The organism is Citrobacter enshiensis (assembly GCF_029338175.1).
GTDB lineage: Bacteria > Pseudomonadota > Gammaproteobacteria > Enterobacterales > Enterobacteriaceae > Citrobacter_D > Citrobacter_D enshiensis.
The window spans coordinates 3,886,762-3,911,631 of the sequence record NZ_CP119862.1; the positions used below are offsets into that span (position 1 = coordinate 3,886,762).

At 52.6% G+C, this 24,870-nt stretch carries 10 protein-coding genes, 1 tRNA gene, 1 rRNA gene and 15 pseudogenes; 8 read left to right on the forward strand and 19 right to left on the reverse strand.

What is annotated here, in order from left to right; translation table 11 throughout:
• Positions 1-107: 107 nt before the first annotated feature.
• The 3 genes and pseudogenes from P2W74_RS18535 to gmhB form a co-directional block, all read right to left on the reverse strand.
• A tRNA-Glu gene (locus tag P2W74_RS18535) sits at positions 108-183 on the reverse strand.
• A gap of 87 nt (positions 184-270) precedes the next feature.
• Positions 271-1,814, reverse strand: a 16S ribosomal RNA gene (locus P2W74_RS18540).
• A gap of 367 nt (positions 1,815-2,181) precedes the next feature.
• A pseudogene (gene gmhB / locus P2W74_RS18545) lies at positions 2,182-2,749 on the reverse strand (D-glycero-beta-D-manno-heptose 1,7-bisphosphate 7-phosphatase).
• Positions 2,750-2,935: 186 nt separating this feature from the next.
• Here gmhB and metN point away from each other — a divergent pair.
• The 6 genes and pseudogenes from metN (at position 2,936) to proS (ending at position 8,660) form a co-directional block, all read left to right on the forward strand.
• A pseudogene (gene metN / locus P2W74_RS18550) lies at positions 2,936-3,966 on the forward strand (methionine ABC transporter ATP-binding protein MetN).
• Positions 3,959-4,612, forward strand: a complete 654-nt coding sequence (locus P2W74_RS18555; RefSeq protein WP_276292776.1) for a methionine ABC transporter permease MetI — start codon at positions 3,959-3,961, stop codon at positions 4,610-4,612. The pseudogene metN and the gene P2W74_RS18555 overlap by 8 nt, the downstream one beginning before the upstream one ends.
• Positions 4,613-4,656: 44 nt before the next feature.
• Positions 4,657-5,474, forward strand: a pseudogene (metQ, locus tag P2W74_RS18560) (methionine ABC transporter substrate-binding lipoprotein MetQ).
• A 118-nt stretch (positions 5,475-5,592) separates the two neighbouring features.
• Positions 5,593-5,980 (forward strand): annotated as a pseudogene (gene rcsF, locus P2W74_RS18565) (Rcs stress response system protein RcsF).
• A 13-nt stretch (positions 5,981-5,993) separates the two neighbouring features.
• Positions 5,994-6,705, forward strand: a pseudogene (gene tsaA / locus P2W74_RS18570) (tRNA (N6-threonylcarbamoyladenosine(37)-N6)-methyltransferase TrmO).
• Between the two features lie 234 nt (positions 6,706-6,939).
• A pseudogene (gene proS, locus P2W74_RS18575) lies at positions 6,940-8,660 on the forward strand (proline--tRNA ligase).
• A 61-nt stretch (positions 8,661-8,721) separates the two neighbouring features.
• Here the strand turns inward: proS and nlpE are convergent.
• From nlpE to P2W74_RS18590, 3 genes and pseudogenes are all read right to left on the reverse strand, one after another.
• On the reverse strand, positions 8,722-9,426 hold the full coding sequence (gene nlpE, locus P2W74_RS18580) for an envelope stress response activation lipoprotein NlpE (protein WP_276292777.1): 705 nt from the start codon (positions 9,424-9,426) through the stop codon (positions 8,722-8,724).
• Between the two features lie 32 nt (positions 9,427-9,458).
• Positions 9,459-9,884: pseudogene (gene arfB, locus P2W74_RS18585) on the reverse strand (alternative ribosome rescue aminoacyl-tRNA hydrolase ArfB).
• The gene (locus tag P2W74_RS18590) at positions 9,881-10,426 is read right to left on the reverse strand and encodes a YaeQ family protein (protein ID WP_276292778.1); all 546 of its coding nucleotides are present in this window, start codon (positions 10,424-10,426) and stop codon (positions 9,881-9,883) included. Before P2W74_RS18590 ends, arfB begins: the two are co-directional and overlap by 4 nt.
• Positions 10,427-10,625: 199 nt before the next feature.
• On the opposite strand from P2W74_RS18590, the gene P2W74_RS18595 reads away from it, so the two are divergent.
• Both P2W74_RS18595 and rof read left to right on the forward strand, forming a co-directional pair.
• The gene (locus P2W74_RS18595; protein ID WP_203358855.1) at positions 10,626-10,826 is read left to right on the forward strand and encodes a YaeP family protein; all 201 of its coding nucleotides are present in this window, start codon (positions 10,626-10,628) and stop codon (positions 10,824-10,826) included.
• The gene (gene rof, locus P2W74_RS18600; RefSeq protein WP_276292779.1) at positions 10,813-11,073 is read left to right on the forward strand and encodes a Rho-binding antiterminator; all 261 of its coding nucleotides are present in this window, start codon (positions 10,813-10,815) and stop codon (positions 11,071-11,073) included. Before P2W74_RS18595 ends, rof begins: the two co-directional genes overlap by 14 nt.
• A gap of 91 nt (positions 11,074-11,164) precedes the next feature.
• Here rof and tilS read toward each other — a convergent pair.
• From tilS to P2W74_RS23645, 13 genes and pseudogenes are all read right to left on the reverse strand, one after another.
• Positions 11,165-12,461, reverse strand: a pseudogene (gene tilS / locus P2W74_RS18605) (tRNA lysidine(34) synthetase TilS).
• A gap of 64 nt (positions 12,462-12,525) precedes the next feature.
• Positions 12,526-12,915 carry a VOC family protein gene (locus P2W74_RS18610; protein WP_271442933.1) on the reverse strand — a complete coding sequence of 130 codons (390 nt, stop codon included), beginning with the start codon at positions 12,913-12,915 and terminating at the stop codon, positions 12,526-12,528.
• A gap of 61 nt (positions 12,916-12,976) precedes the next feature.
• Positions 12,977-15,113: pseudogene (ldcC, locus tag P2W74_RS18615) on the reverse strand (lysine decarboxylase LdcC).
• 98 nt (positions 15,114-15,211) lie between these two features.
• Positions 15,212-16,173: pseudogene (gene accA, locus P2W74_RS18620) on the reverse strand (acetyl-CoA carboxylase carboxyl transferase subunit alpha).
• A 12-nt stretch (positions 16,174-16,185) separates the two neighbouring features.
• Positions 16,186-19,671: pseudogene (gene dnaE / locus P2W74_RS18625) on the reverse strand (DNA polymerase III subunit alpha).
• A gap of 36 nt (positions 19,672-19,707) precedes the next feature.
• Positions 19,708-20,313: pseudogene (rnhB, locus tag P2W74_RS18630) on the reverse strand (ribonuclease HII).
• Positions 20,310-21,236, reverse strand: a complete 927-nt coding sequence (lpxB, locus tag P2W74_RS18635; RefSeq protein ID WP_276292780.1) for a lipid-A-disaccharide synthase — start codon at positions 21,234-21,236, stop codon at positions 20,310-20,312. Before lpxB ends, rnhB begins: the two are co-directional and overlap by 4 nt.
• On the reverse strand, positions 21,212-21,460 hold the full coding sequence (locus P2W74_RS18640; RefSeq protein WP_276292781.1) for a hypothetical protein: 249 nt from the start codon (positions 21,458-21,460) through the stop codon (positions 21,212-21,214). The genes lpxB and P2W74_RS18640 overlap by 25 nt, the downstream gene beginning before the upstream one ends.
• A pseudogene (lpxA, locus tag P2W74_RS18645) lies at positions 21,460-22,229 on the reverse strand (acyl-ACP--UDP-N-acetylglucosamine O-acyltransferase). Before lpxA ends, P2W74_RS18640 begins: the two are co-directional and overlap by 1 nt.
• A gap of 25 nt (positions 22,230-22,254) precedes the next feature.
• Positions 22,255-22,709: pseudogene (gene fabZ / locus P2W74_RS18650) on the reverse strand (3-hydroxyacyl-ACP dehydratase FabZ).
• 105 nt (positions 22,710-22,814) lie between these two features.
• The gene (lpxD, locus tag P2W74_RS18655) at positions 22,815-23,840 is read right to left on the reverse strand and encodes a UDP-3-O-(3-hydroxymyristoyl)glucosamine N-acyltransferase (protein ID WP_276292782.1); all 1,026 of its coding nucleotides are present in this window, start codon (positions 23,838-23,840) and stop codon (positions 22,815-22,817) included.
• Between the two features lie 3 nt (positions 23,841-23,843).
• On the reverse strand, positions 23,844-24,329 hold the full coding sequence (gene skp, locus P2W74_RS18660) for a molecular chaperone Skp (RefSeq protein ID WP_276292783.1): 486 nt from the start codon (positions 24,327-24,329) through the stop codon (positions 23,844-23,846).
• Between the two features lie 122 nt (positions 24,330-24,451).
• Positions 24,452-24,789 (reverse strand): annotated as a pseudogene (locus P2W74_RS23645) (BamA/TamA family outer membrane protein); the annotation flags it as partial.
• Positions 24,790-24,870: the final 81 nt, after the last annotated feature.

The window sequence follows — 24,870 nt, forward strand, 5'->3', positions numbered from 1 at the left end:
AATTTTCAGCTTGATCCAGATTTTTAAAGAGCAAATATCTCAAACATGACTCGGAAGTCAGTTTTGAGATACTGAGGCAGGGTGACTTTCACTCACGAACCAGCAAGTGGCGTCCCCTAGGGGATTCGAACCCCTGTTACCGCCGTGAAAGGGCGGTGTCCTGGCCTCTAGACGAAGGGGGACACTTAAGTCTCAATCGCAAGACGCCTTGCTTAATTTACTTTTCATCAGACAATCTGTGTGAGCACTACAAAGGCAGGTTCTTTAAGGTAAGGAGGTGATCCAACCGCAGGTTCCCCTACGGTACCTTGTTACGACTTCACCCCAGTCATGAATCACAAAGTGGTAAGCGCCCTCCCGAAGGTTAAGCTACCTACTTCTTTTGCAACCCACTCCCATGGTGTGACGGGCGGTGTGTACAAGGCCCGGGAACGTATTCACCGTGGCATTCTGATCCACGATTACTAGCGATTCCGACTTCACGGAGTCGAGTTGCAGACTCCGATCCGGACTACGACATACTTTATGAGGTCCGCTTGCTCTCGCGAGGGTCGCTTCTCTTGTATATGCCATTGTAGCACGTGTGTAGCCCTACTCGTAAGGGCCATGATGACTTGACGTCATCCCCACCTTCCTCCAGTTTATCACTGGCAGTCTCCTTTGAGTTCCCGGCCGAACCGCTGGCAACAAAGGATAAGGGTTGCGCTCGTTGCGGGACTTAACCCAACATTTCACAACACGAGCTGACGACAGCCATGCAGCACCTGTCTCACGGTTCCGAAGGCACTAAAGCATCTCTGCTAAATTCCGTGGATGTCAAGAGTAGGGTAAGGTTCTTCGCGTTGCATCGAATTAAAACCACATGCTCCACCGCTTGTGCGGGCCCCCGTCAATTCATTTGAGTTTTAACCTTGCGGCCGTACTCCCCAGGCGGTCGACTTAACGCGTTAGCTCCGGAAGCCACTCCTCAAGGGAACAACCTCCAAGTCGACATCGTTTACGGCGTGGACTACCAGGGTATCTAATCCTGTTTGCTCCCCACGCTTTCGCACCTGAGCGTCAGTCTTTGTCCAGGGGGCCGCCTTCGCCCACCGGTATTCCTCCAGATCTCTACGCATTTCACCGCTACACCTGGAATTCTACCCCCCTCTACAAGACTCTAGCCTGCCAGTTTCGGATGCAGTTCCCAGGTTGAGCCCGGGGATTTCACATCCGACTTGACAGACCGCCTGCGTGCGCTTTACGCCCAGTAATTCCGATTAACGCTTGCACCCTCCGTATTACCGCGGCTGCTGGCACGGAGTTAGCCGGTGCTTCTTCTGCGGGTAACGTCAATCGACACGGTTATTAACCGTATCGCCTTCCTCCCCGCTGAAAGTACTTTACAACCCGAAGGCCTTCTTCATACACGCGGCATGGCTGCATCAGGCTTGCGCCCATTGTGCAATATTCCCCACTGCTGCCTCCCGTAGGAGTCTGGACCGTGTCTCAGTTCCAGTGTGGCTGGTCATCCTCTCAGACCAGCTAGGGATCGGTCGCCTAGGTGAGCCGTTACCCCACCTACTAGCTAATCCCATCTGGGCACATCCGATGGCAAGAGGCCCGAAGGTCCCCCTCTTTGGTCTTGCGACATTATGCGGTATTAGCTACCGTTTCCAGTAGTTATCCCCCTCCATCGGGCAGTTTCCCAGACATTACTCACCCGTCCGCCACTCGTCACCCAAGAAGCAAGCTTCTCTGTGCTACCGTTCGACTTGCATGTGTTAGGCCTGCCGCCAGCGTTCAATCTGAGCCATGATCAAACTCTTCAATTTAAGTTTGATGCTCAAAGAATTAAACTTCGTAATGAATTACGTATGTTCACTCTTGAGACTTGGTATTCATTTTTCGTCTTGCGACGTAAGAATCCGTATCTTCGAGTGCCCACACAGATTGTCTGATAAATTGTTAAAGAGCAGTGCGACGCGCTTCAGCGCTCTGTCGCGAGGTGGCGTATATTACGCTTTCCTCTTTCAGAGTCAACCCTGATTTTCAGGATTTTTCTCTTCAACCGAACCGGCTGTTTGTGTGAAGTGATTCACATCCGCCGTGTCGATGGAGGCGCATTATAGGGAGTTATTTCGGGCTGACAAGTCAAAAATAGAAAAAAAACGTCAACCGTTCACCTTTTCACCATAACGCCTATTTTTGCTGCTTTTTGATGGCCTGAGGCAGGTCTGCAAGGCTATTTATCACCCAATCTGCTGCATTTTCCGCTTCAGGGGTGACAGGTTTACCTGTACGCACCAAAACTTTTGTCCCTACATTAGCTGCAGCCGCTGCCTGCATGTCTTCTACTTTATCGCCGACCATATAAGAAGCAGCCATATCGATGTGCAGGAAATCACGAGCGGAGATAAACATACCTGGATGCGGTTTACGGCAGTCGCAGACCTGGCGGAACTCGTTCTACACTCCCCTGCGGGTGATGCGGACAATAATAGATACCGTCCAGTTCAACATCCCGGTCGGCCAGAGACCAGTCCATCCATTCAGTTAACGTTTCAAACTGCGCTTCGGTAAACTTACCGCGTGCAATACCCGACTGGTTGGTGACAACCACAAGCGCATAACCCATCTTCTTAAGTTCACGCATTGCGTCGATAACGCCATCGATAAACTCAAACTCGTCTATTTCATGTACGTAGCCATGATCCACATTGATTGTGCCATCGCGGTCGAGAAAAATTGCAGGTACTGATTTTGCCACCGGTTTACTCCTGAATAAGGTATATGCCGCTAGTATCGCATGTTTCCGCAAGCAAGAAAGTGCTCATCGTCGAAAGCCGGATTGATTTAGACGTCTGGATGCCTTAACATCCATCTGTTGACGGCTTCGACCGTATCAGGCAGAAGAAAATGCCACGGCTAACTTAATTACGATAATAAATAATCAATGATTAAACTTTCGAATATCACCAAAGTGTTCCAACAGGGGACTCGCACCATTCAGGCTCTGAATAATGTCAGCCTGCATGTCCCTGCCGGGCAAATTTATGGCGTTATGGCGCCTCCGGTGCGGGTAAAAGTACATTAATTCGCTGTGTTAACCTGCTTGAGCGTCCAACCGAGGGCAGTGTTCAGGTTGGCGGCCAGGAACTGACTACGCTGTCAGAATCTGAGCTGACAAAATCCGTCGCCAGATAGGCATGATTTTCCAGCATTTTAACCTGTTATCTTCACGTACCGTATTTGGTAACGTCGCTCTGCCGCTGGAACTGGACAATACGCAGAAAGACGAGATTAAGCGTCGGGTGTCAGAACTGTTAGATCTGGTTGGACTCAGTGATAAACATGACAGCTACCCGGCCAATCTCTCCGGCGGTCAAAAGCAACGTGTCGCGATTGCCCGCGCACTGGCCAGCAATCCGAAAGTTTTACTGTGCGATGAAGCCACCAGCGCACTGGATCCGCGACGACGCGCTCCATTCTGGAGTTATTGAAAGACATTAACCGTCGTCTCGGTCTGACTATTCTTCTTATTACGCATGAAATGGACGTGGTTAAGCGTATCTGTGACTGCGTTGCGGTGATCAGTAACGGCGAGCTGATTGAACAGGACACGGTGAGCGAAGTGTTTTCACACCCGAAAACCCCGCTGGCGCAGAAATTTATTCAGTCCACCCTGCATCTGGATATTCCGGAAGATTATCTGGAGCGTTTAAAACCCGAGCCGCATGCAGACAGCGTCCCAATGCTGCGTATGGAGTTTACCGGTCAGTCGGTTGATGCCCCTCTGCTCTCAGAGACGGCCGCCGCCGCTTCAACGTGAATAACAACATTATTAGTGCGCAGATGGATTACGCAGGCGGTGTGAAGTTCGGCATCATGCTGACGGAAATGCACGGTACGCAAGAAGAAACGCAAGCCGCCATTGCCTGGCTGCAGCAACACCATGTAAAAGTAGAGGTACTGGGTTATGTCTGAGCCGATGATATGGTTGCTGGTGCGTGGAGTATGGGAAACGCTGGCGATGACTTTTGTGTCGGCCTTTTTTGGTTTTGTCATTGGACTGCCAGTAGGTGTGCTGCTGTATGTCACACGTCCAGGGCAAATTATTGAGAACGCAAAGCTTTACCGTACGCTTTCTGCGCTGGTCAATATTTTCCGTTCCATCCCTTTCATTATCTTATTAGTGTGGATGATTCCATTCACGAGAATGATTGTTGGCACCTCAATCGGTCTGCAGGCGGCCATTGTACCGCTGACGGTTGGCGCCGCGCCGTTCATCGCACGTATGGTAGAAAACGCCCTGCTGGAAATCCCTGCCGGGCTGATTGAAGCCTCGCGTGCAATGGGCGCTACGCCCTTGCAGATCGTGCGTAAAGTGTTACTGCCTGAAGCGTTACCGGGCCTGGTGAATGCGGCGACGATTACGCTGATTACGCTGGTCGGCTACTCGGCAATGGGCGGTGCAGTCGGCGCAGGTGGCCTTGGGCAGATTGGCTATCAGTACGGTTATATTGGATACAATGCTACCGTGATGAATACGGTGCTGGTATTACTGGTGGTTCTGGTTTATTTAATTCAGTTATCCGGCGATCGCATCGTCCGGACTGTCACGCACAAGTAACGTTGCACACAACACAAAAAACTCATTAAGAAAAGGAAATAAGCATGGCGTTCAAATTCAAAACCTTTGCGGCAGTAGGAGCCTTGATCGGATCTCTGGCACTTGTGGGTTGCGGTCAGGATGAAAAAGATCCGAACCACATCAAAGTGGGCGTGATTGTCGGCGCGGAACAACAAGTAGCTGAAGTGGCCCAGAAAGTGGCAAAAGAAAAATACGGTCTGGATGTTGAGCTGGTCACGTTCAACGACTACGTTCTGCCAAACGAAGCGCTGAGCAAAGGTGATATCGATGCTAACGCGTTCCAGCATAAACCTTATCTGGATCAGCAGATCAAAGATCGTGGCTACAAACTGGTGGCAGTAGGCAACACATTCGTTTACCCGATTGCAGGCTACTCCAAAAAAATCAAATCGCTGGATGAGCTGCAGGATGGTTCACAGGTTGCTATCCCAGAATGACCCGACTAACCTTGGTCGTTCCCTGCTGCTGCTGCAAAAAAGTGGGCTTGATCAAGCTGAAAGAGGGTGTTGGCCTGTTGCCGACGGCGCTGGACGTTACCGAAAACCCGAAAAACCTGAAACTGGTTGAGCTGGAAGCGCCACAGCTGCCGCGTTCTCTGGACGATGCACAGATTGCACTGGCAGTGATCAATACGACCTATGCAAGTCAGATCTACCTGACCCCAGCAAAAGACGGTATCTTTGTTGAAGACAAGGACTCCCCGTACGTTAACCTGGTCGTCACTCGCGAAGATAACAAAGATGCTGAAAACGTGAAGAAATTCGTTCAGGCTTACCAGTCTGACGAAGTCTACGAAGCAGCAAATAAAGTCTTCAATGGCGGCGCGGTTAAAGGCTGGTAATTTTTAGGCTGTTTGCACAATCTGTAATATTATTCAGGACGGGCGAAAGCCCGTCTTGTCATTTATGCAGGCAACTGATTCAATATCTGACAATTAGATCATTCATTGAGGAAATATTATGCGTGCTTTACCGATCTGTTTAGTAGCACTCATGCTGAGCGGCTGTTCTATGTTAAGCAGATCCCCTGTTGAACCCGTTCAAAAGCACCGCAACCCCGCCTAAAGCGGAGCCGGAAAAACCAAAAGCACCGCGCGCGACACCGGTCAGAATTATTACCAATGCTGAAGATTTAGTGGGTAAACCGTTCCGCGATCTTGGCGAAGTCAGCGGAGAATCCTGCCAGGCATCAAATCAGGACTCCCCTCCGAGCATTCCAACCGCACGCAAACGCATGCAGATTAACGCATCTAAAATGAAAGCTAATGCGGTACTGCAGCACAGCTGCGAAGTCACCAGCGGTACGCCAGGTTGCTACCGTCAGGCGGTTTGTATTGGTTCGGCCTGAACATTTCGTCTAAATGAGCCATTTTCAGTTCGAGCAAATAGGCGTTATCCGCTCTCCTTATAAAGAAAAGTTCGCTGTTCCGCGCCAGCCGGGTCTGGTGAAAAGCGCCAACGGCGAACTGCATTTGCTCGCACCTTATAACCAGGCCGATGCTGTTCGCGGCCTGGAAGCGTTTAGCCATTTGTGGGTAATTTTTTGTCTTTCACCAGACAATGGAAGGTGGATGGCGCCCCACAGTGCGGCCACCTCGCCTGGGCGGCAACGCCAGAATGGGTGTTTTCGCCACGCGTTCCACTTTTCGTCCGAATCCCATCGGGATGTCGCTGGTCGAGCTAAAAGGAATTCATTGCCAGAAAGACAACGTCATCCTGAGATTAGGCAGTCTGGACCTGGTGGACGGGACGCCAGTCATCGACATCAAGCCCTACCTGCCGTTTGCTGAGGCGCTGCCGGATGCCACAGCCAGCTATGCGCAACATGCGCCCATAGCCGAAATGAAAGGTCAGCTTTACTGCCGAGATTGAGCAGCAACTTCTGTCACACGAAAAGCGTTATCCGCACTTAAAAGCGTTTATTCGTGAAGTGCTGGCGCAGGATCCGCGGCCCTGCCTATCGTAAGGGTGAAGAGACGGGCAAAACTTACGCCGTGTGGCTACACGATTTCAAACGTGCGCTGGCGCGTCACTGAAGAGGGTTTTGAAGTCTTTGCGCTGGAACCACGGTAATTTCGCGGCCTTCTCTTTTGACATCCCTTTCTCGCTGGTAAACTAGCCCCTAAATAATTCGAGTTGCAGCAAGTTAGCGACGCAGTGAATCCCCTGGAGCGTACACCGGTACGTGACTGGGGTGAACGAGGAAAGCCAACGCACATGCAACTTGAAGTATGACGGGTAAATCACTTTTTTTGTGTCAGGCTCGCGTTGGAGCCTGTTCGATCGTTCAACTGGAACCGTAACAACATGCGTACTAGCCAATACCTGCTCTCCACTCTGAAGGAGACACCTGCCGACGCCGAGGTTATCAGCCACCAGCTGATGCTGCGCGCCGGGATGATCCGCAAGCTGGCCTCCGGGTTATACACCTGGCTGCCGACCGGCGTGCGCGTCCTGAAAAAAGTCGAAAATATCGTGCGTGAAGAGATGAACAACGCCGGTGCCATCGAGGTGTTAATGCCGGTTGTTCAGCCATCTGAACTGTGGCAAGAGAGTGGTCGTTGGGAACAGTATGGCCCGGAACTGCTGCGTATTGCAGACCGTGGCGATCGTCCGTTCGTACTCGGTCCGACTCACGAAGAAGTGATCACCGACCTGATTCGTAACGAACTGAGTTCTTACAAACAGCTGCCGCTGAACTTCTACCAGATCCAGACCAAATTCCGTGACGAAGTTCGCCCGCGTTTCGGCGTGATGCGTTCTCCGCGAATTCCTGATGAAAGATGCTTACTCTTTCCATACATCTCAGGAATCCCTGCAGGAAACCTACGGACGCCATGTACGCGGCTTACAGCAAAATCTTCAGCCGTATGGGTCTGGATTTCCGTGCTGTGCAGGCTGACACCGGTTCTATCGGCGGTAGCGCATCCCATGAATTCCAGGTGCTGGCGCAGAGCGGCGAAGATGATGTGATCTTCTCTGACTCTTCTGACTACGCAGCAAACATCGAATTCGCTGAAGCCGTCGCGCCGAAAGAGCCACGCGCTGCGGCGACTCAGGAGATGACGCTGGTTGATACGCCGAACGCGAAAACCATCGCTGAACTGGTTGAACAGTTCAATCTGCCGATCGAAAAAACCGTGAAAACCCTGCTGGTAAAAGCAGTGGAAGGAAGCGCTTACCCGCTGGTTGCGCTGCTGGTTCGTGGCGACCACGAGCTGAACGAAGTAAAAGCAGAAAAACTTCCGCAGGTTGCCAGCCCGCTGACCTTCGCGACCGAAGAAGAAATTCGTGCCGTGGTGAAAGCAGGTCCGGGTTCTCTCGGTCCGGTGAACATGCCGATTCCGATGGTTATTGACCGTACCGTGGCTGCGATGAGCGACTTCGGCGCAGGCGCGAACATCGACGGTAAACACTACTTCGGCATCAACTGGGATCGCGACGTTGCGACCCCGGAAGTCGCGGACATCCGTAACGTGGTCGCTGGCGATCCAAGCCCGGACGGTAAAGGCACGCTGCTGATTAAACGCGGTATCGAAGTCGGCCACATCTTCCAGTTGGGTACGAAGTACTCTGAAGCAATGAAAGCGGCCGTGCAGGGCGAAGATGGCCGTAACCAGATCCTGACCATGGGTTGCTACGGTATCGGGGTCACTCGCGTTGTGGCGGCGGCGATTGAGCAGAATTACGACGATCGCGGCATCGTATGGCCTGACGCCATCGCCCCGTTCCAGGTCGCGATTCTGCCAATGAACATGCACAAATCCTACCGCGTGCAGGAGCTGGCCGAGAAGCTGTACGCAGAGCTGCGTGCGCAAGGTATCGAAGTGCTGATGGACGACCGTAAAGAGCGTCCGGGCGTGATGTTCGCCGACATGGAGCTGATTGGTATTCCGCACACCATCGTGCTGGGCGACCGTAACCTCGACAACGACGATATCGAATATAAATATCGTCGTAACGGCGAGAAGCAGCTGATCAAAACCGGTGACATTCTTAACTATCTGGTGAAAGCCATTAAAGGTTAAGCCATAAAAAAACCCCGCAAGTGCGGGGTTTTTTCTATCGTTATTAGCAAGGGGTCACGCGTTATTTACTGCCGCAATCCTGACCAGGAATAAATTTCATCGCTTTATCCGCCATCAGTGTTTTTACCTTCTCACCCGTATCCGGATTGGCTTCCAGCGTAAAGTGACCTTCAACCGTCAGTAGAACGGGTTTGCCCGTTTCCCCACGCGCCGATAAATAGTCTCGTTCCAGTTGGGCATTATTCGCTACCGGCATCCGTTTTCCGGTTGCACAATCGGTAAAGGTCGCCGCGTCAGCCATATAGAAATACATGCCGCGCATGGGCATTGGCGTTACCGGCAGACTGGCAGACACAAACTCAAGCGTGTAGTTGAACTGCGACTCAATCGGATTACCTTCACGATCGAGCATCTCCAAGGCATCGCCTTTCGCGCGATAGTAAGACTTCTCGCCTTTACTGTCCGTCAGCACCAGCTTATCAGCGGTACGTGCCCATGTGCCGTATGAAGCAAATGATGACGGCTCTTTACGCACGCCCTGATAGCGTTCGTTCATCACCCATGTTCCGTCTTTTTCAAGAAACAGAGACGTTTCAATACCTTCGCAATCCGCGCAGGGCAATACACCGCGCCAGCTTTGCTGCATTGGTTTTAATTCTGCTGCCTGTGCGGGCTGTAACGCCTCCACGTCGTGACGATTATTACACCCCATTAATGAAAAGAGTGTACAGGCTGCCACGACGGACAAAATCGCTGTTTTCACCATGAATTCCTTATAAAAATTTTCAATCTCGCTCGTCAATCCTGAGAATGGCGAACTTTACCGCGTAGCGCTTTCACTGAAGACTTTTGCGCCTTCGACGACAACCGACGCTCCTTTGCAGCGCGCCCAGGGTCGCGTCGCCCAGACGGCTTTTCTGTACTGCGGTTAATTCTTTTATGACCGCCACTAACCGGGCAATTGCGGCTTCCCGATTTAGCTCCTGGCTGCGGTATTCCTGCGCCTTGATAATAATGACACCCTCCTGACTAATCAGATGGTGACTGGCGCTTAAACAGGCGTTCCTTATAATACTCTGGCAGCCCGGAGGCCCGAATGTCAAAACGCAAATGGATAGCCGTCGACGTCTTATTAACGTGCTGCCCACCCGCTCCCTGAGCACGAATCGCCGTGATCTCCAGCTCATTGTCGGGAATAGAGACGTTTCGGGAGATAACGATCATGAAGCCTGTTGCCACGCAGTCAGATGAATTTCCAGATTATTCTGAGCATCCGACAGCCAGATAGCACCATCTTGTATGGTCGCCTGCAATGTCATGGTACGACCGGCAAAATCGCTCAGTTGCGCTAGCTGTTCATCATCCAGATACCACACGGACAAGTTAGAGAACTGCGCGCACTTACTCTGGTTTTGTTGCCACCAGATTTGTGCAGCGCGGCTATTGTAAGTAAACAGCGCGACCTCTGCGGCCTGAGTACAGGCTTTCTTGACACGGCGCTCATCGGGGAGTCCAAGCTCAATCCACAGATCAACACCGAGGTGATCGTTACGCAGCCACGCTTCAGGCTCATCTTCCGCACTCAGGCCGCGCGTAAACTGTAGCCGTTCGTCGGCATATTTAATCCACGCCAACAAGCGCAGCATCATGCGCTCCTGCGTTTCAGAGGGGTGACGCGCCAGCGTTAATGTCGCATCAAGGAACTGGTTGCGATCCAGGTCCGCCACATTGACAACAGCTTTATAAATTGTCGCTTTAAGCGCCATGAGAGAGCTCCTTTCGAATCAGGCGCACATTGTAACGAAATCGGCGCCAAAAGGCTGTTAACGGATGCCTTATGTCTCCGCTATCAAGACGCTGATATTGCTTGAATGAGTATGGTATAGTCACCTTGCTAAACAGAGTTTATCTTCGTAGGCTTAGACTTGCATCCACGGTTAAGTCAGAATGCTGACAGGAGGGCATGTGGAAAAATATTGTGAGTTAATACGCAAGCGGTACGCGGAAATCGCCAGCGGAGACTTAGGGTATATCCCGGATGCGCTGGGTTGCGTATTAAAAGTGCTTAATGAAGTGGCGGAAGACAGCGCCATTTCAGAGTCGGTCAGGGAAAAGGCGGCCTATGCTGCCGCGAACTTACTGGTGAGCGATTATGTCAATGAATGAAACATATCAACCCATCAATTGCGATGACTACGACAATCTCGAGCTCGCCTGCCAGCATCATTTAATACTGACGCTGACGCTGAAAGATGGCGAAGTTCTGCAGGCAAAAGCCAACGATCTGGTCTCTCGTAAAAATGTGGAATACCTGGTTGCAGATGTCTCAGGCGAAACGCGTGAGCTACGTCTCGACAAAATTTCCAGCTTCAGCCACCCACAAATTGGAACCGTGGTGGTCAGCGAATCCTGAATATGTGTTGCCGGATGGCGGTGCAAGCACCTTATCCGGCCTACTCTCCATGCGATATGTAGGCCTGATAAGCGCAGCGTCATCAGGCATTTCAGATGCTCTTATTCCACACCAATTTCACCCCCGATTCACCCTCTGCAAACCCCTCACGCGTCACAAATACTCCAGCAGCCGCAATCAGCATTTCGCCGTAAAACAGCATCGGCGTTGTATCCCGTCGCCAGGAGGGAACGCCCAGCTCCTGCCAGATTTTCTTCAACTTGCGTCCACCGTTGCGTCCCACAATGTGCAGCAGGCCCGGGGCTTTGAAGCGCACAGTAACCGCCTCACCAGCGTGCGGTGCGCGGAGATCGCCGCCAGGGAGCAACGCTATACTCCCCAGCCCGGCGGGTAATTCCAGCGGCGTTTGCCACGACAACCAGCTCAGAACCGTATCACTTTGCCCTGCAATGGATTTAACCCACCACAGTTGTGACTGGTAACGACGGATTTCATACTCGCCAAAACGCAAACACGGGGACGCATCCTCACGCGCCAGCGCCGCTTCCTGCCAGATTCGCTCCAGCCCGTCACGCGAGGGCATCGGCGCCATTCTGCCCCGCCAGCCAACGACGTAATATTGCAGCTCGTCGGGCATCGCTCATCGCCATGAGCGGTTCCAGTTGTAGCGAGCCCTGCGGCGTGGTGCAGTCAGCGACCTCGTCAGCTAACAACTCATCCAGCAGGCTCTCCTGCTCAGCGCACAATGCCGCGCTACGGGCTGTCGCCCCGGCAAAGTGCGGCCAGCGTTGTTGCAGGAGCGGAATGATGCGCAGCCGTAAAAAATTACGATCGTAGGCATCATCCTGATTGCTTTCATCTTCAATCCAGCGCAGCTCATGCGCTTGCGCCCACTGTTCAAGCGCGCCACGCGTTTCCATCAGCAGCGGACGAATAAGAGACGAACCAGCAAACGACGAACGTTCCCCCATCGACGAAAGACCTGCCGGGCCGCTGCCGCGTTTAAGCGCCAGCAGAAAGGTTTCGCACTGGTCGTCGAGGTGTTGGGCGGTCACCAGCACTTCACCGGGCAGTAATGTCCGGGCAAAAGCGTCATATCGCGCGCGGCGAGCCTGCGCCTCAATCCCTAGCCCTTCATCCTGAAGCTGGACGCGTTCAACCACCAGCGGCACCTGCCATTGCTGGCAAACTGCTTCACAGTGTGCCACCCAGCTGTCGGCATGGGGACTGAGTCCATGATGAACATGAATCGCGCGCAGAGTGAGACCTGGGCTCTGTTGCCGCCACTGCACCAGTTGATGCAGAAGCACTGTGGAATCCAGACCACCGCTAAAAGCCACCAGAATCTGGCGGCAGGTCAGGAGTGAAGTGTTCAGGGTGAGTGTCATCATGATGCTTACTTACTGTGGCGTTGCCCGGCACGTTACCGGGCAGAAGCCGTAATGACAAGTCTTACTGCTCGTACAACTCAAGCGGCAACCCGTCAGGATCATTAAAAAAGGTAAAACGTTTGTGGGTAAACGGATCAATACGCACTGGCTCGCATTTCACGCCGTTTTCCTCCAGATGCGCAATGGCTTTTTCCACATCATCCACGCTAAAGGCAAGATGACGCAAGCCACAGGCTTCTGGTCGACTGGGGCGCGCTGGCGGGAAGGGAAACGAAAACAGTTCAATGACATACTGCCCGTTTAACGCCAGGTCACCTTTCCAGGAGTCTCGCTCCTCTCTGTACGCTTCGCTCATCAGCGTAAATCCCAGCACATCGCAATAAAATGCCTTACTGGCGGCATAGTTTGTCGCGATAATCGCAATATGGTGAACCTGTTTTAATCCCAGCATAGCGTCTCCTTTAGGCATGTTATCAGCACGTTACCCGTCAAACACCGGCGAAAGCAAGCGGTTAGACCGTTTTTAGGACTCTCACACGGTATACCCCATCGTCATCCTGCTTCGCACCATGAATATCCGTTTCGAACCCAGGATAATGATGGCCGATTGAACACAGCATGAACAGAAAATCGAGCACTGCCCGGCTCTCTTCAGTGATCATTTCCCCCGGCATCAGGAGCGGTACTCCCGGTGATAAGGCAACACCATATTGGCCGAAATTCGCCCCACCAGTTGATCAATCGCGATAGTTTCGACTTCACCTTTGATTTGCCGCTGCCAGGCTTCGTGAGGCGTCATTTTCACTTCAGGCAATGTATCGAACGCCCGCAGCATCAGGCCAGAAAGATCGTGCTGACGGATCAGGGTATGGATCCCCTGAGCCAGATCCTGAATCCGCATATTTCGATAAAAATCGGGATCTTCCGCGTACAGATCCGGCAGCATATTTTTAACGCGAAGGTTAAGATCATAGGAGCGCTTGAACTCCGTCAGACCACGCAGCAATCCCATCGCCCGCGTTTTATCGATACCGATGCTAAACAAGAACAACAGGTTATACGGTCCTGTTTTCTCAACGACCACACCGCGTTCATCAAGGAATTTCGCCACCAGCGCCGCCGGTATCCCTTCCTCGCTCATGGTGCCCTGCTCATCCATCCCCGGCGTCAGGATCGTGACTTTGACCGGGTCGAGAAACATGTGATCGCTATCGGCATCGGAAAATCCATGCCACGCTTCCCCTGGCGCGACGGGCCAGCACTGCGCGTCATCAACTTCTTCCGGCTGCCAGATATCAAAGAACCAGCTATCCGATTCTTCCCGTAGTCGCTGCACCTCTTTACGGAAATGGAGCGCGCGTTCCACAGAACGGTTGATTAACCGCTTGCCCGGGTTTCCGCGCAGCATTGCCGCCGCCGTCTCGATGGATGCCACAATGGGATAGCTGGGTGACGTTGAGGTGTGCATCATAAACGCTTCATTAAAGGTGTCCTCATCGTACTCACCTTTAATATGGATGAGGGATGCCTGAGATAAGGCCGCTAACATCTTGTGCGTAGATTGCGTTTCGAAAATCACTTTCCCTGGTACCCGCTCACCGCTCATTCCGCTTTTACCCTGATAGATCGGATGAAAATGGGTGTACGGTACCCAGGCAGAGTCAAAATGAATCGAAGGCACCTCCAGCGTTTGCTTAATCCAGTTAGTGTTATACAGCAAGCCGTCGTAGGTCGAGTTGGTAATGACCGCATGCACCGGCCACTGCGCCCGTGCCGTTTCGGCACTTTGCGTTCAATGTTCGTACGGGTGAACTCTCGTCGGGGATCCCCACCGAGGATGCCGAGCGCATTTCGCGTAGGTTTCAACCAAATGGGGACCACATCGCTCATCATCAGCAAGTGAGCGAGGGATTTATGGCAGTTGCGATCGATAAGCAGCGTACTGCCTGCCGGAGCCGCATACATCCCGACAATTTTATTCGATGTCGAGGTTCCGTTCGTCACCATGTAACTCTGTTCTGCCCCAAATGTGCGGGCAATATATTCTTCAGCTTCCAGATGTGGGCCCGTATGATCCAGCAAAGATCCTAACTCGGTAACAGAGATAGAGACGTCGGCTTTCAGCGTATTGCCGCCGAAGAAATCATAGAACAGGCAGCCTACAGGACTCTTTTGGTATGCCGTCCCCGCCATATGGCCTGGCGTACAGAAGGTGTACTTCCCCTCTTTCACATACGTAAACAGCGCTCGGGTAAACGGCGGCGTAATGTTTTCCAGGTATTCGTTAGTGTACTGGCGAATGCGCGTTGCGATATCGTCGGACTGACCAAGCGCATACTCAAAAAACCACAGCGCCATACGCATATCCTGCGCACTCACATCCATGGTCGAGTGCGTATTAATAAACGCGTAAAGGGGAAGATATTCGTTCAGTTGATTTATATCGCTACACAGATCGAGGCTGTACTCATCCCAGTCAAAAATTACGCCGCAGATCCGTGGGTTGTGTTCGATAAACTTGAGCAGGTCAACGCTATTTTGTGGCCAGATAATCTGGAACCCCAGTGATTGCAGGGAGTGTTCAAGTTCCTTGATCGGCTCGTCTTTATAAAAAACCCCGTGCGGTCCCATTATGGCAATGATATTCATGCGTTCCTCCTGGAAAATCCTTAGCTAATCATAGCCTGGTCAAACCGCAGGTAAAAAAAGGGCCACAGAAAGTGGCCCTTTTCCAGAAAAGTAGCGAGTTACGCGTAACCGTAGCTCATCAGACGCTGATAACGACGGTTTTTCAAATCTTCTTTGCTCAACACATCGAGATCGGCCAAATCAGACAGCAATTGCGCTTTCAAAGAAGCCGCCATTGTTTCTGGGTTGCGATGCGCGCCGCCCAGCGGTTCTGGAATGATCGAATCAAATCAGCTTCAGCTCTTTCAGACGCGGGGCGATGATGCCCATTGCTTCTGCAGCCAGCGGTGCTTTGTCTGCGCTCTTCCAGAGGATAGAGGCGCAACCTTCCGGAGAGATAACGGAATAGGTGCTGTACTGCAGCATGTTAACCTTATCACCCACGCCAATCGCCAGTGCGCCGCCTGAGCCACCTTCACCGATAACGGTACAAATCACCGGAACGCTCAGACGCGACATTTCACGCAGATTGCGTGCAATGGCTTCAGACTGACCGCGCTCTTCCGCACCGACGCCAGGGTATGCGCCTGGGGTGTCGATAAAGGTAATGATCGGCATGCTAAAACGCTCGGCCATTTCCATCAGGCGTAGCGCCTTACGGTAGCCTTCTGGCGCTGGCATACCGAAGTTACGACGGATTTTCTCTTTTGTCTCGCGGCCTTTCTGATGACCAATGATCATCACTGGACGACCTTCCAGACGTGCGATGCCGCCGACGATAGCTTTATCATCTGCATAAGCGCGATCGCCCGCCAGTTCGTCAAATTCATCAAACGCCAGACGGACATAATCCAGGGTATATGGACGCTGTGGATGGCGTGCCAGTTGGGCAACCTGCCATGCGCCAAGATCGGCGAAGATTTTGCGCGTCAGCTCTACGCTTTTTTCACGCAGACCGATGTACTTCTTCATCGATGTTAATATCCAGTTTCTCGTCCAGGCGGCTCACCGCAGTCAGAGAATCGATTTTCGCTTCCAGCTCTGCAATCGGCTGTTCAAAATCAAGGAAATTCAGACTCATAGTATTCCTGTATTAGTCAAACTCCAGTTCCACCTGCTCCGAACCAATGAGGCACGGAGATCGTTTAGCAAACGATCGCTCGGAGAGACACGCCACGACGCGCCAAAGCGCAACCGCGCACGTGCATCCGCCCTCTGATAGTAGAGATGTACTGGAATTGTCCCCGAGCGGTGGGGTTCCAGAGACTGACGGAGTCGGTTTAAAAGCTGGTCATCAATTTGCCTGTCCGTCAGCGAGATAGCAAGCCCGCGAGCATATTTTTTCCCGGGCTTCGTCAATATCCATCACTTCGCGGGCGGTCATTTTAAGCCCCCCACTGAAGTCATCAAAGCTGACCTGTCCGCTGACGATAAGTATGCGGTCTTTTTCCAGCAATTGCTGGTATTTATCCAGAGCATCGGTAAACAACATCACTTCCAGACGTCCGGAACGGTCATCCAGGGTACAGATGCCGATACGATTGCCGCGCTTGGTGACCATAACCCTTGCGGCAATGACGAGCCCCGCAGCCGTAGTGACTTTACCACGTTCTGTCGGATGCATGTCTTTCAGCCTGTAGCCTCCGACATAGCGCTCAATTTCTTTTAAATACTGGTTGATGGGGTGTCCCGTCAGGTACAAACCTAACGTTTCTCGCTCCCCATCTAACACCACCTGCTCAGGCCATGGCTGGCAGCTGGCGTAGGATTGCTCAATTTGTTCCGGTTCTTCCGCCAGAACGCCAAACATATCCGCCTGGCCGATGCTTCCTGCTTTCGCATGCTGATCGGCGGCTTTCAGGGCATCGCCCAACGCGTTCATCAGTGCGGCGCGATGCGGCCCAAGGCGGTCAAACGCCCCGGACATGATCAGCTTTTCCAGCACCCGGCGGTTAAGCTTTTTGGTGTCCGTACGCGCACACAGATCAAACAGCTCCCGGAAATAGCCGCCTTCGTTACGCGCTTCAATAATAGCTTCAATCGGGCCTTCACCCACACCTTTAATCGCACCGATACCGTAAACGATCTCACCGTCATCATTGACGTGGAAATGATACAGTCCGGAGTTGATATCCGGCGGCAGGATCTTCAGCCCCATGCGCCAGCACTCATCCACCAGGCCAACCACCTTCTCGGTGTTGTCCATATCAGCGGTCATTACCGCGGCCATAAACTCAGCCGGGTAGTGTGCTTTCAGCCACAGCGTTTGGTACGAAACCAGTGCATAGGGCGCGGAGTGAGATTTGTTAAACCCGTAACCGGCGAATTTCTCCACCAGGTCAAAGATTTTCATTGCCAGTTCGCCGTCGACGCCGCGTTTTCTCGCACCTTCTTCAAAGGTACCGCGCTGCTTGGCCATCTCTTCCGGCTTTTTCTTACCCATCGCACGACGCAGCATATCCGCGCCGCCGAGCGTATAGCCAGAGAGTTCCTGGGCAATCTGCATCACCTGTTCCTGGTACAGGATGATGCCGTAGGTTGGCTCCAGAACCGGTTTCAGACACTCATGCTGCCATTGAACATCCGGATAGGAAATCTCTTCGCGGCCGTGCTTACGGTCGATAAAGTTATCTACCATCCCTGATTGCAACGGACCAGGGCGGAACAGCGCCACCAGAGCGATCATATCTTCAAAGCAGTCAGGCTGTAGACGTTTGATCAGGTCTTTCATGCCGCGCGATTCAAGCTGGAAGACCGCGGTGGTCTCCGAGCGCTGCAGCATGTCGAAGCTTTTCTTGTCGTCTAACGGAATCGCGGCGATATCCAGCGGCGGCTCGCCGTTTTTCTCGCGGCGGGCGTTGATCATCTCCAGTGCCCAGTTGATGATAGTGAGCGTACGCAGGCCAAGGAAGTCGAACTTCACCAGCCCGGCATATTCCACGTCGTTTTTATCAAACTGGGTGACCGGATGCAGCCCCTGTTCATCACAATACAGCGGTGCAAAATCGGTAATTTTGGTTGGCGCGATCACCACACCACCGGCGTGTTTACCGGCGTTACGTGTGACGCCTTCCAGCTTACGCGCCATATCAATTAGCGCTTTAACCTCTTCATCTGCCTCGTAAATTTCCGGCAGCTGTGGTTCGGCTTCAAACGCTTTTTCCAGCGTCATGCCCGGATCGGGAGGCCACCAGCTTAGAAATTCGATCCACAAATCCGTACGGATGCCCCAGCACGCCGGCCGACATCGCGGATAACCGCTTTTGCCGCCATCGTACCGAATGTAATGATCTGCGAGACCGCATCGCGACCATACATATCCGCCACGTGCTCGATCACCTGATCGCGTTTCTCCATACAGAAGTCAACGTCGAAGTCAGGCATGGAGACAACGTTCCGGGTTAAGGAAACGTTCGAACAGCAGGTCAAATTCCAGCGGATCAAGGTCGGTAATTTTTAGCGCATAGGCCACCAATGAGCCCGCACCGGAACCACGTCCTGGCCCGACCGGCACGCCATTATCTTTCGACCACTGGATAAATTCCATAACGATCAGGAAGTAACCCGGGAACCCCATCTGTTGATAACCTGAAGTTCAATATCCAGGCGTTCATCGTATTCAGGGCGCTTTTCCGCGCGCACGGCGGGATCGGGGAACAGGAACTCAAGACGCTCTTCCAGCCCCCTCTTTCGATTTTTTGACCAGATAATCTTCGGTGGTCATGTCTCCGGTCGGGAACTGCGGCAGGAAGTATTCGCCCAGGCGCACCGTGACGTTACACCGCTTGGCTATCTCAACGGTATTTTCCAGCGCTTCCGGGATGTCGGCAAAAAGCTCGCACATCTCCTCTTCGGTACGCATATATTGCTGCGGCGAATAGTTACGTGGACGCTTTGGATCGTCAAGGGTAAAGCCATCGTGGATGGCGACGCGAATTTCATGCGCGTCAAAATCGTCGCTGTTGATAAAGCGCACGTCATTTGTCGCCACGACCGGCAAGCCGCGCGTTTCAGCCAGCCCAACCGCCGCATGCAGGTACGTCTCTTCATCGGGTCTGCCGGTGCGAATCAGCTCAAGGAAGTAGCGATCGGGAAAATGTTCTTCGTAAAACGCAACACATTCGTCAGCCAGCGCGCTGTTACCGCGCAGCAGGCAACGTCCTACATCGCCCATCCGCCCGCCAGAAAGCAGGATCAATCCCTCTTTTAATTCGACCAGCCAGTCACGATCGATAATCGGCCCGGCTGCGCCATAACCGCGCTGGTACGCTTTAGAGATCAACAACGTCAGATTCTGATAACCCGTATTGTTCGCCGCCAGTACCGTTAGTTGGGTGAGTTCATCGCCCAACTGCTCGCTCTGAACGTGAAAATCAGCGCCGATGATAGGTTTTATCCCCGCGCCGTGGCCCGCTCCGTAGAACTTCACCAGACCGCAAAGGTTTGTGAAATCGGTGATCGCCAGCGCAGGCATGCCCAACGCGGCCGCCTTTTTCACCAGCGGTCCGGTTTTCGCCAGCCCATCGATCATAGAGTAGTCGCTGTGCACCCGCAGGTGGACGAAACGTGGTTCAGACATCTTCAGATTCCGGTTTACTTATTCTCGACGCAAGAATCAGGACGCAAGTCCCAGTGCACGTTTGACAGGAGCAAAGCTGCGTCGGTGATGCTCCGTCGCACCATGTTCAGCAAGCGCCTCCAGATGAAAAGCGGTTGGATAACCTTTGTGTTGCGCAAAGCCATATTGGGGAATTACGGCGTCCAGCGCGGTCATCTCAGCATCTCGCGTGACTTTTGCCAGAATGGATGCGGCACTTATTTCCGCCACCCGGCTATCGCCTTTCACCACTGCCATAGAGGGCACCGGCAGCGCCGGACAGCGATTACCGTCCTATCAGCACATATTCCGGCCACAATATGCAGGCCCGCAACGGCCTCGCTGCATCCGCCAGCATGGTCGCGTGCAAAATATTCCAGCTCATCGATTTCATGCGGCTCCGCACGTCCCAGGCTCCAGCTCTTAACGCTTTTTCTTTAATTTCGTCATACAAGCGCCAGGCGGCGCTTTCTGAAAGCTTTTTTGAGTCGTTGAGCCCTACAATTGGGCGAGCCGGATCAAAGAATGACGGCGGCGGTAACGACCGCGCCGACCAGCGGTCCGCGCCCAACTTCATCCCACACCGGCCACTAAATGGGTATGCGGATAAACAAATTCAATCATCGTGCTAACTCCAGAACTGCATCCGCCGCCTGCTCATCGGCATTGCAACGGATCTGCTGATGCAGTGTGCGGGAACGTGTCGTGCATTGCGTGGCTGTTTTACCGTTTGCCAACAGGGGCAATAATGCTTCCGCCAACGCATGCGGTTCACACTCTTCCTGCAACAGCTCTTTGACTAACTCTCTTCCTGCCAACAGGTTAGGCAGCGAAACATAGTCGGTTTTTACCAGTCGTTTCGCTAACCAGAACGTGAAGGGCTTCATGCGATAGCCCACCACCATCGGACATTTCGCCAGCATACACTCCAGCGCCGCCGTACCCGAAGCCAGCAGGGCTGCGTCGCTCGCCACCATGGCTTCACGTCCCATCCCATCAAGCAAGTGAACAGACAGCTCAGGTGCCACTTCAGCTTTGATTCGCTCGAACTGCTCGCGGCGTTTAGCATTGACCAACGGCACCACGACTTCAAGATCGGGATAGTGCTGTCGCAACAGCTGCGCGGTTTTCAGGATAGTCAGCACTGAGCATTTCGACTTCACGCGCACGGCTGCCAGGTAACAATGCGAGGCAATGGGCATCATGAGGGATCCCCAGCACATCGCGCGCCGCATTTTTATCCGGGTCCAGCGGCATGGCATCCGCCATCGTGTGACCAATAAAGCGGCACGGTACATTAAATTTGTCGTAAAACGCTTTTTCGAAAGCAGAAACGCCAGCACCATATGGGTGGATCTGCCTATTTTGAAAACGCGTTTCTGTCGCCACGCCCAGACGGACGGACTGACGTAATGAATGGTTTTAATACCCTGCTTTTTGAGGTTGCCCTCAAGGGTGATGTTAAAATCCGGGGCATCAATGCCAACAAAGACATCCGGCTGCAGTTCAGTAAAACGCGTCGTCAGATCGGCTCGAATGTGCAGCAAAACGGCGCAGGCGTCCCGAGCACTTCAACAATGCCCATCACCGCCAGCTCTTCCATTTCGTACCAGGCTTCGCAACCTTCGGCCTGCATCAGCGGGCCAGCAACCCCCACAAAACGGGCGTTGGGCACACGTAATTTGAGAGCACGGATTAAACCTGCACCAAGAATATCGCCGGAGGTTTCTCCGGCGACCAGGGCAATCGTTAAAGGGCGCTGCTCAGCCATTAACGAATCAGACCGCGCGTTGAGCGGGCAAAGAAATCGCTGAATAGCTGAACTTCCGGGTACTGCTTCGCCAGTTCGGCGATTTCCGGTTTGGCTTCTTCCAGCGTTTTGCCGCTACGGTACAATGCTTTGTAGGCGTTGCGGATCGCAGTGATCGCTTCGCGGGTGAAACCGCGGCGCTTCAACCCTTCGATGTTGACGCCAAACGGCGTCGCGTGGTTGCCCTGAGCAATAACATACGGCGGAACGTCCTGAGCAACGCCAGAACAACCGCCAACCATCACGTGCGCACCGATAATGCAGAACTGGTGCACAGCGGTCATGCCACCGATGATGACAAAATCATCCAGCGAAACATGACCCGCAAGGGTGGCGTTATTGGCCAGAATACAGCGGTTACCTTATCGTACAATCGTGCGCCACGTGGGCATTGATCATCAGTAAGTTATCGCTGCCCACCTTCGTCAACCCACCGCCCTGCACTGTGCCACGATGAATGGTGACGCTTTCGCGAATGCGGTTACGATCGCCAATTTCCACACGGGTCCGGTTCACCCGCATATTTCAGATCCTGGTTAACTTCACCGATAGAGGCGAACTGATAAATCTCATTATCGCGACCAATTTTAGTATGGCCATTCACGACAACGTGAGACTTCAGTACGGTACCCTCACCAATTTCTACATGGGGTCCAACAATACAAAAAGGACCAATGTGAGCGTTAGCGCCAATAGAGGCGCCTTCTTCCACAATGGCGGTAGGATGAATAAAGGCGGATTTATCAAATCACGTATCAGGCCTCCCGGCTACGGGCACACATCATAGTTGCTTCGCAAACGACTTTACCGTCAACCAGAGCAACCCCTTTAAAGCGGGTCAGGCCACGGCGTGTTTTCTCGAAGTGACTTCCATGATCATCTGATCGCCTGGCACGACAGGACGCTTAAAGCGTGCTTCGTCAATACCCGCGAAGTAATACAGCTCACCCGGCTCCAGTTTTCCTACGCTTTTAAATGCAAGGATACCTGTTGCCTGTGCCATCGCTTCCAGAATCAGCACGCCCGGAAAAATCGGTTTGCCAGGGAAATGCCCCTGGAAAAATGGCTCGTTAACGGAGACATTCTTCACTGCGCGCAGAAAACGACCTTCTTCAAAATCCAGCACACGATCAACCAGCAAAAACGGAAAACGGTGCGGCAGAAGTTCTAAAATCTCTTCAATATGCAGAGTATGAGTGTTAGTAGTCAAAATACTCTTCCTGTCTAAATATACTAAAAGGCAATAATAACACGGCCTGCCGCAATCGAAAGAATGCTGACAGGCCGGAAAGTTTGGCACGCAAAAGGTGAAGCGTTAGTCTTGCTGATTAACCTTGCGCTCAATCGCTTTGAGACGCTTGCTCATATCATCAATGTTCAACACCAGCGCAGCGGTTTTACGCCATACTTTATTAGGTTGCAACGGAATGCCTGAGGAATAGACGCCAGGTTCAGTGATGGGACGCATCACCATACCCATGCCAGTCACCGTGACTTTGTCGCATATTTCCATATGCCCGTTGATCACGCTGGCGCCGCCAATCATGCAGTAACGGCCAATCTTCAGGCTGCCCGCCATAATGACGCCACCGGCAACCGCCGTATTGTCGCCAATCACGACGTTATGTGCAATCTGACACTGATTATCAATGATCACACCATTCCCGATAATGGTATCGTCCAGCGCACCACGATCGATAGTAGTACAAGCGCCGATCTCCACGCGATCGCCGATAATAACGCGACCAAGTTGCGGGATCTTCACCCAATTACCACGATCGTTGGCATAGCCAAAACCGTCTGCACCCACAACCGTACTGGACTGGATCAAACAATTTTCGCCAATCTGAATGTCGTGATAAATCGTCACATTCGCCCACAAGCGTGAACCTGCGCCGATTTTTGTATTCTTTCCAACGAAGCAACCCGGACCGATAACCACGTTATCGCCGAGCGTTACGCCAGATTCGATCACCGCGTTTGCACCAACGGAGACATTACTACCCAGCGTTGCCGTCGCATCAATCACTGCACTGGGTGCAATGTTTTGCGCGGGCTGCGGCGTGGTATCCAAAATTTGTGCCATTCGCGCATACGTCAGGTAGGGATTCTTCACTACCAGGGCGGCACTCTTAGCAAAAGGAAGATCATCCTGCGTCATCACGACAGCAGAAGCCTGACATAAAGCCAGATGTTCACGGTACTTAGGATTCACCATGAACGTGATATTACCTGTTTGCGCAGATTGCATGGACGCAACGCCGGTGATGACGATATCGCCATCACCGTGTAATTCTGCATCCAACTGCTCTGCTAAATCAGCCAGTCGAATTGAAGGCATTACTTATTTAACCTGTTTCAGTACGTCAGCGGTGATATCTTTCACTTCATTGCTGTTGTAAGCAACGGTGTTAGCATCAACGACCAGATCGATATCCTGGCTGTTAGCGACGGATTTCACAGCAGTCTGGATACGGGTAACCAGTTTGCCACGTTCTTCGTTGGAACGGCGCGCACGATCCTGCTCAAAAGCCTGTGCTTTCTGAGCAAAAGTCTGGCGTTGAGCCATTACTTCTTTTTCCAGCTTAGTACGATCGCTACCTGCTTTCATAGACTGCAGACGTTGCATTTTAGATTGCAGATCGGATTCCATACGCTGCAGTTCGCTGGCGCGGCCTTTGAACTCATTTTCCAGCGTGCTGGAAACACCCGTCTTCTGCGCAACCTGCTGGAACAGACTGCCCATGTTGACGATTGCAATTTTGTCAGCAGCCTGTGCGGACGTAACCATCGCTAAACCGAGACCTGCAGCTAATAACCACTTTTTCACAATAAACTCCTTACCATCCCATTTGCACCCGAAGGTACAGTTCTTTGCGTGGCCAGGCGATCCTTGATGAGATCGCCAAAAGTCATCGCTACACTACACTTACATTCCTTTGCGAAGAACAGTTACCAGGTTTTACCAATGTTAAACTGGAACTGCTCTTTTTTGTCTCCATCGTAATCCTTAAACGGCTGGGCATAGGAGAAGACCAACGGCCCCAATGGGGACATCCATTGTAATGCGATACCTTGCAGACATACGGATATTGCTTGGGATCGCTGTAGTCCGGATAACGGCATACTTGCTGGAATCCCAAGTTAGTATCCCACACGGTACCCATATCCCAGAAGAACGAGGTACGGACCGAGTTGGCGTATTTTTCACTAATGAACGGCGTTGGGGTAATGAACTCCAGGCTGGCGACAGCCATCGCGTTACCGCCCACTGCATCATCAGATTCGCACGGCGCTGTGTTAGTGCTTGCGCACTCATTTTCGAAATCATCGTCGCCGTCATGACGGCTGTTTGCTGGTAAAATACAGTG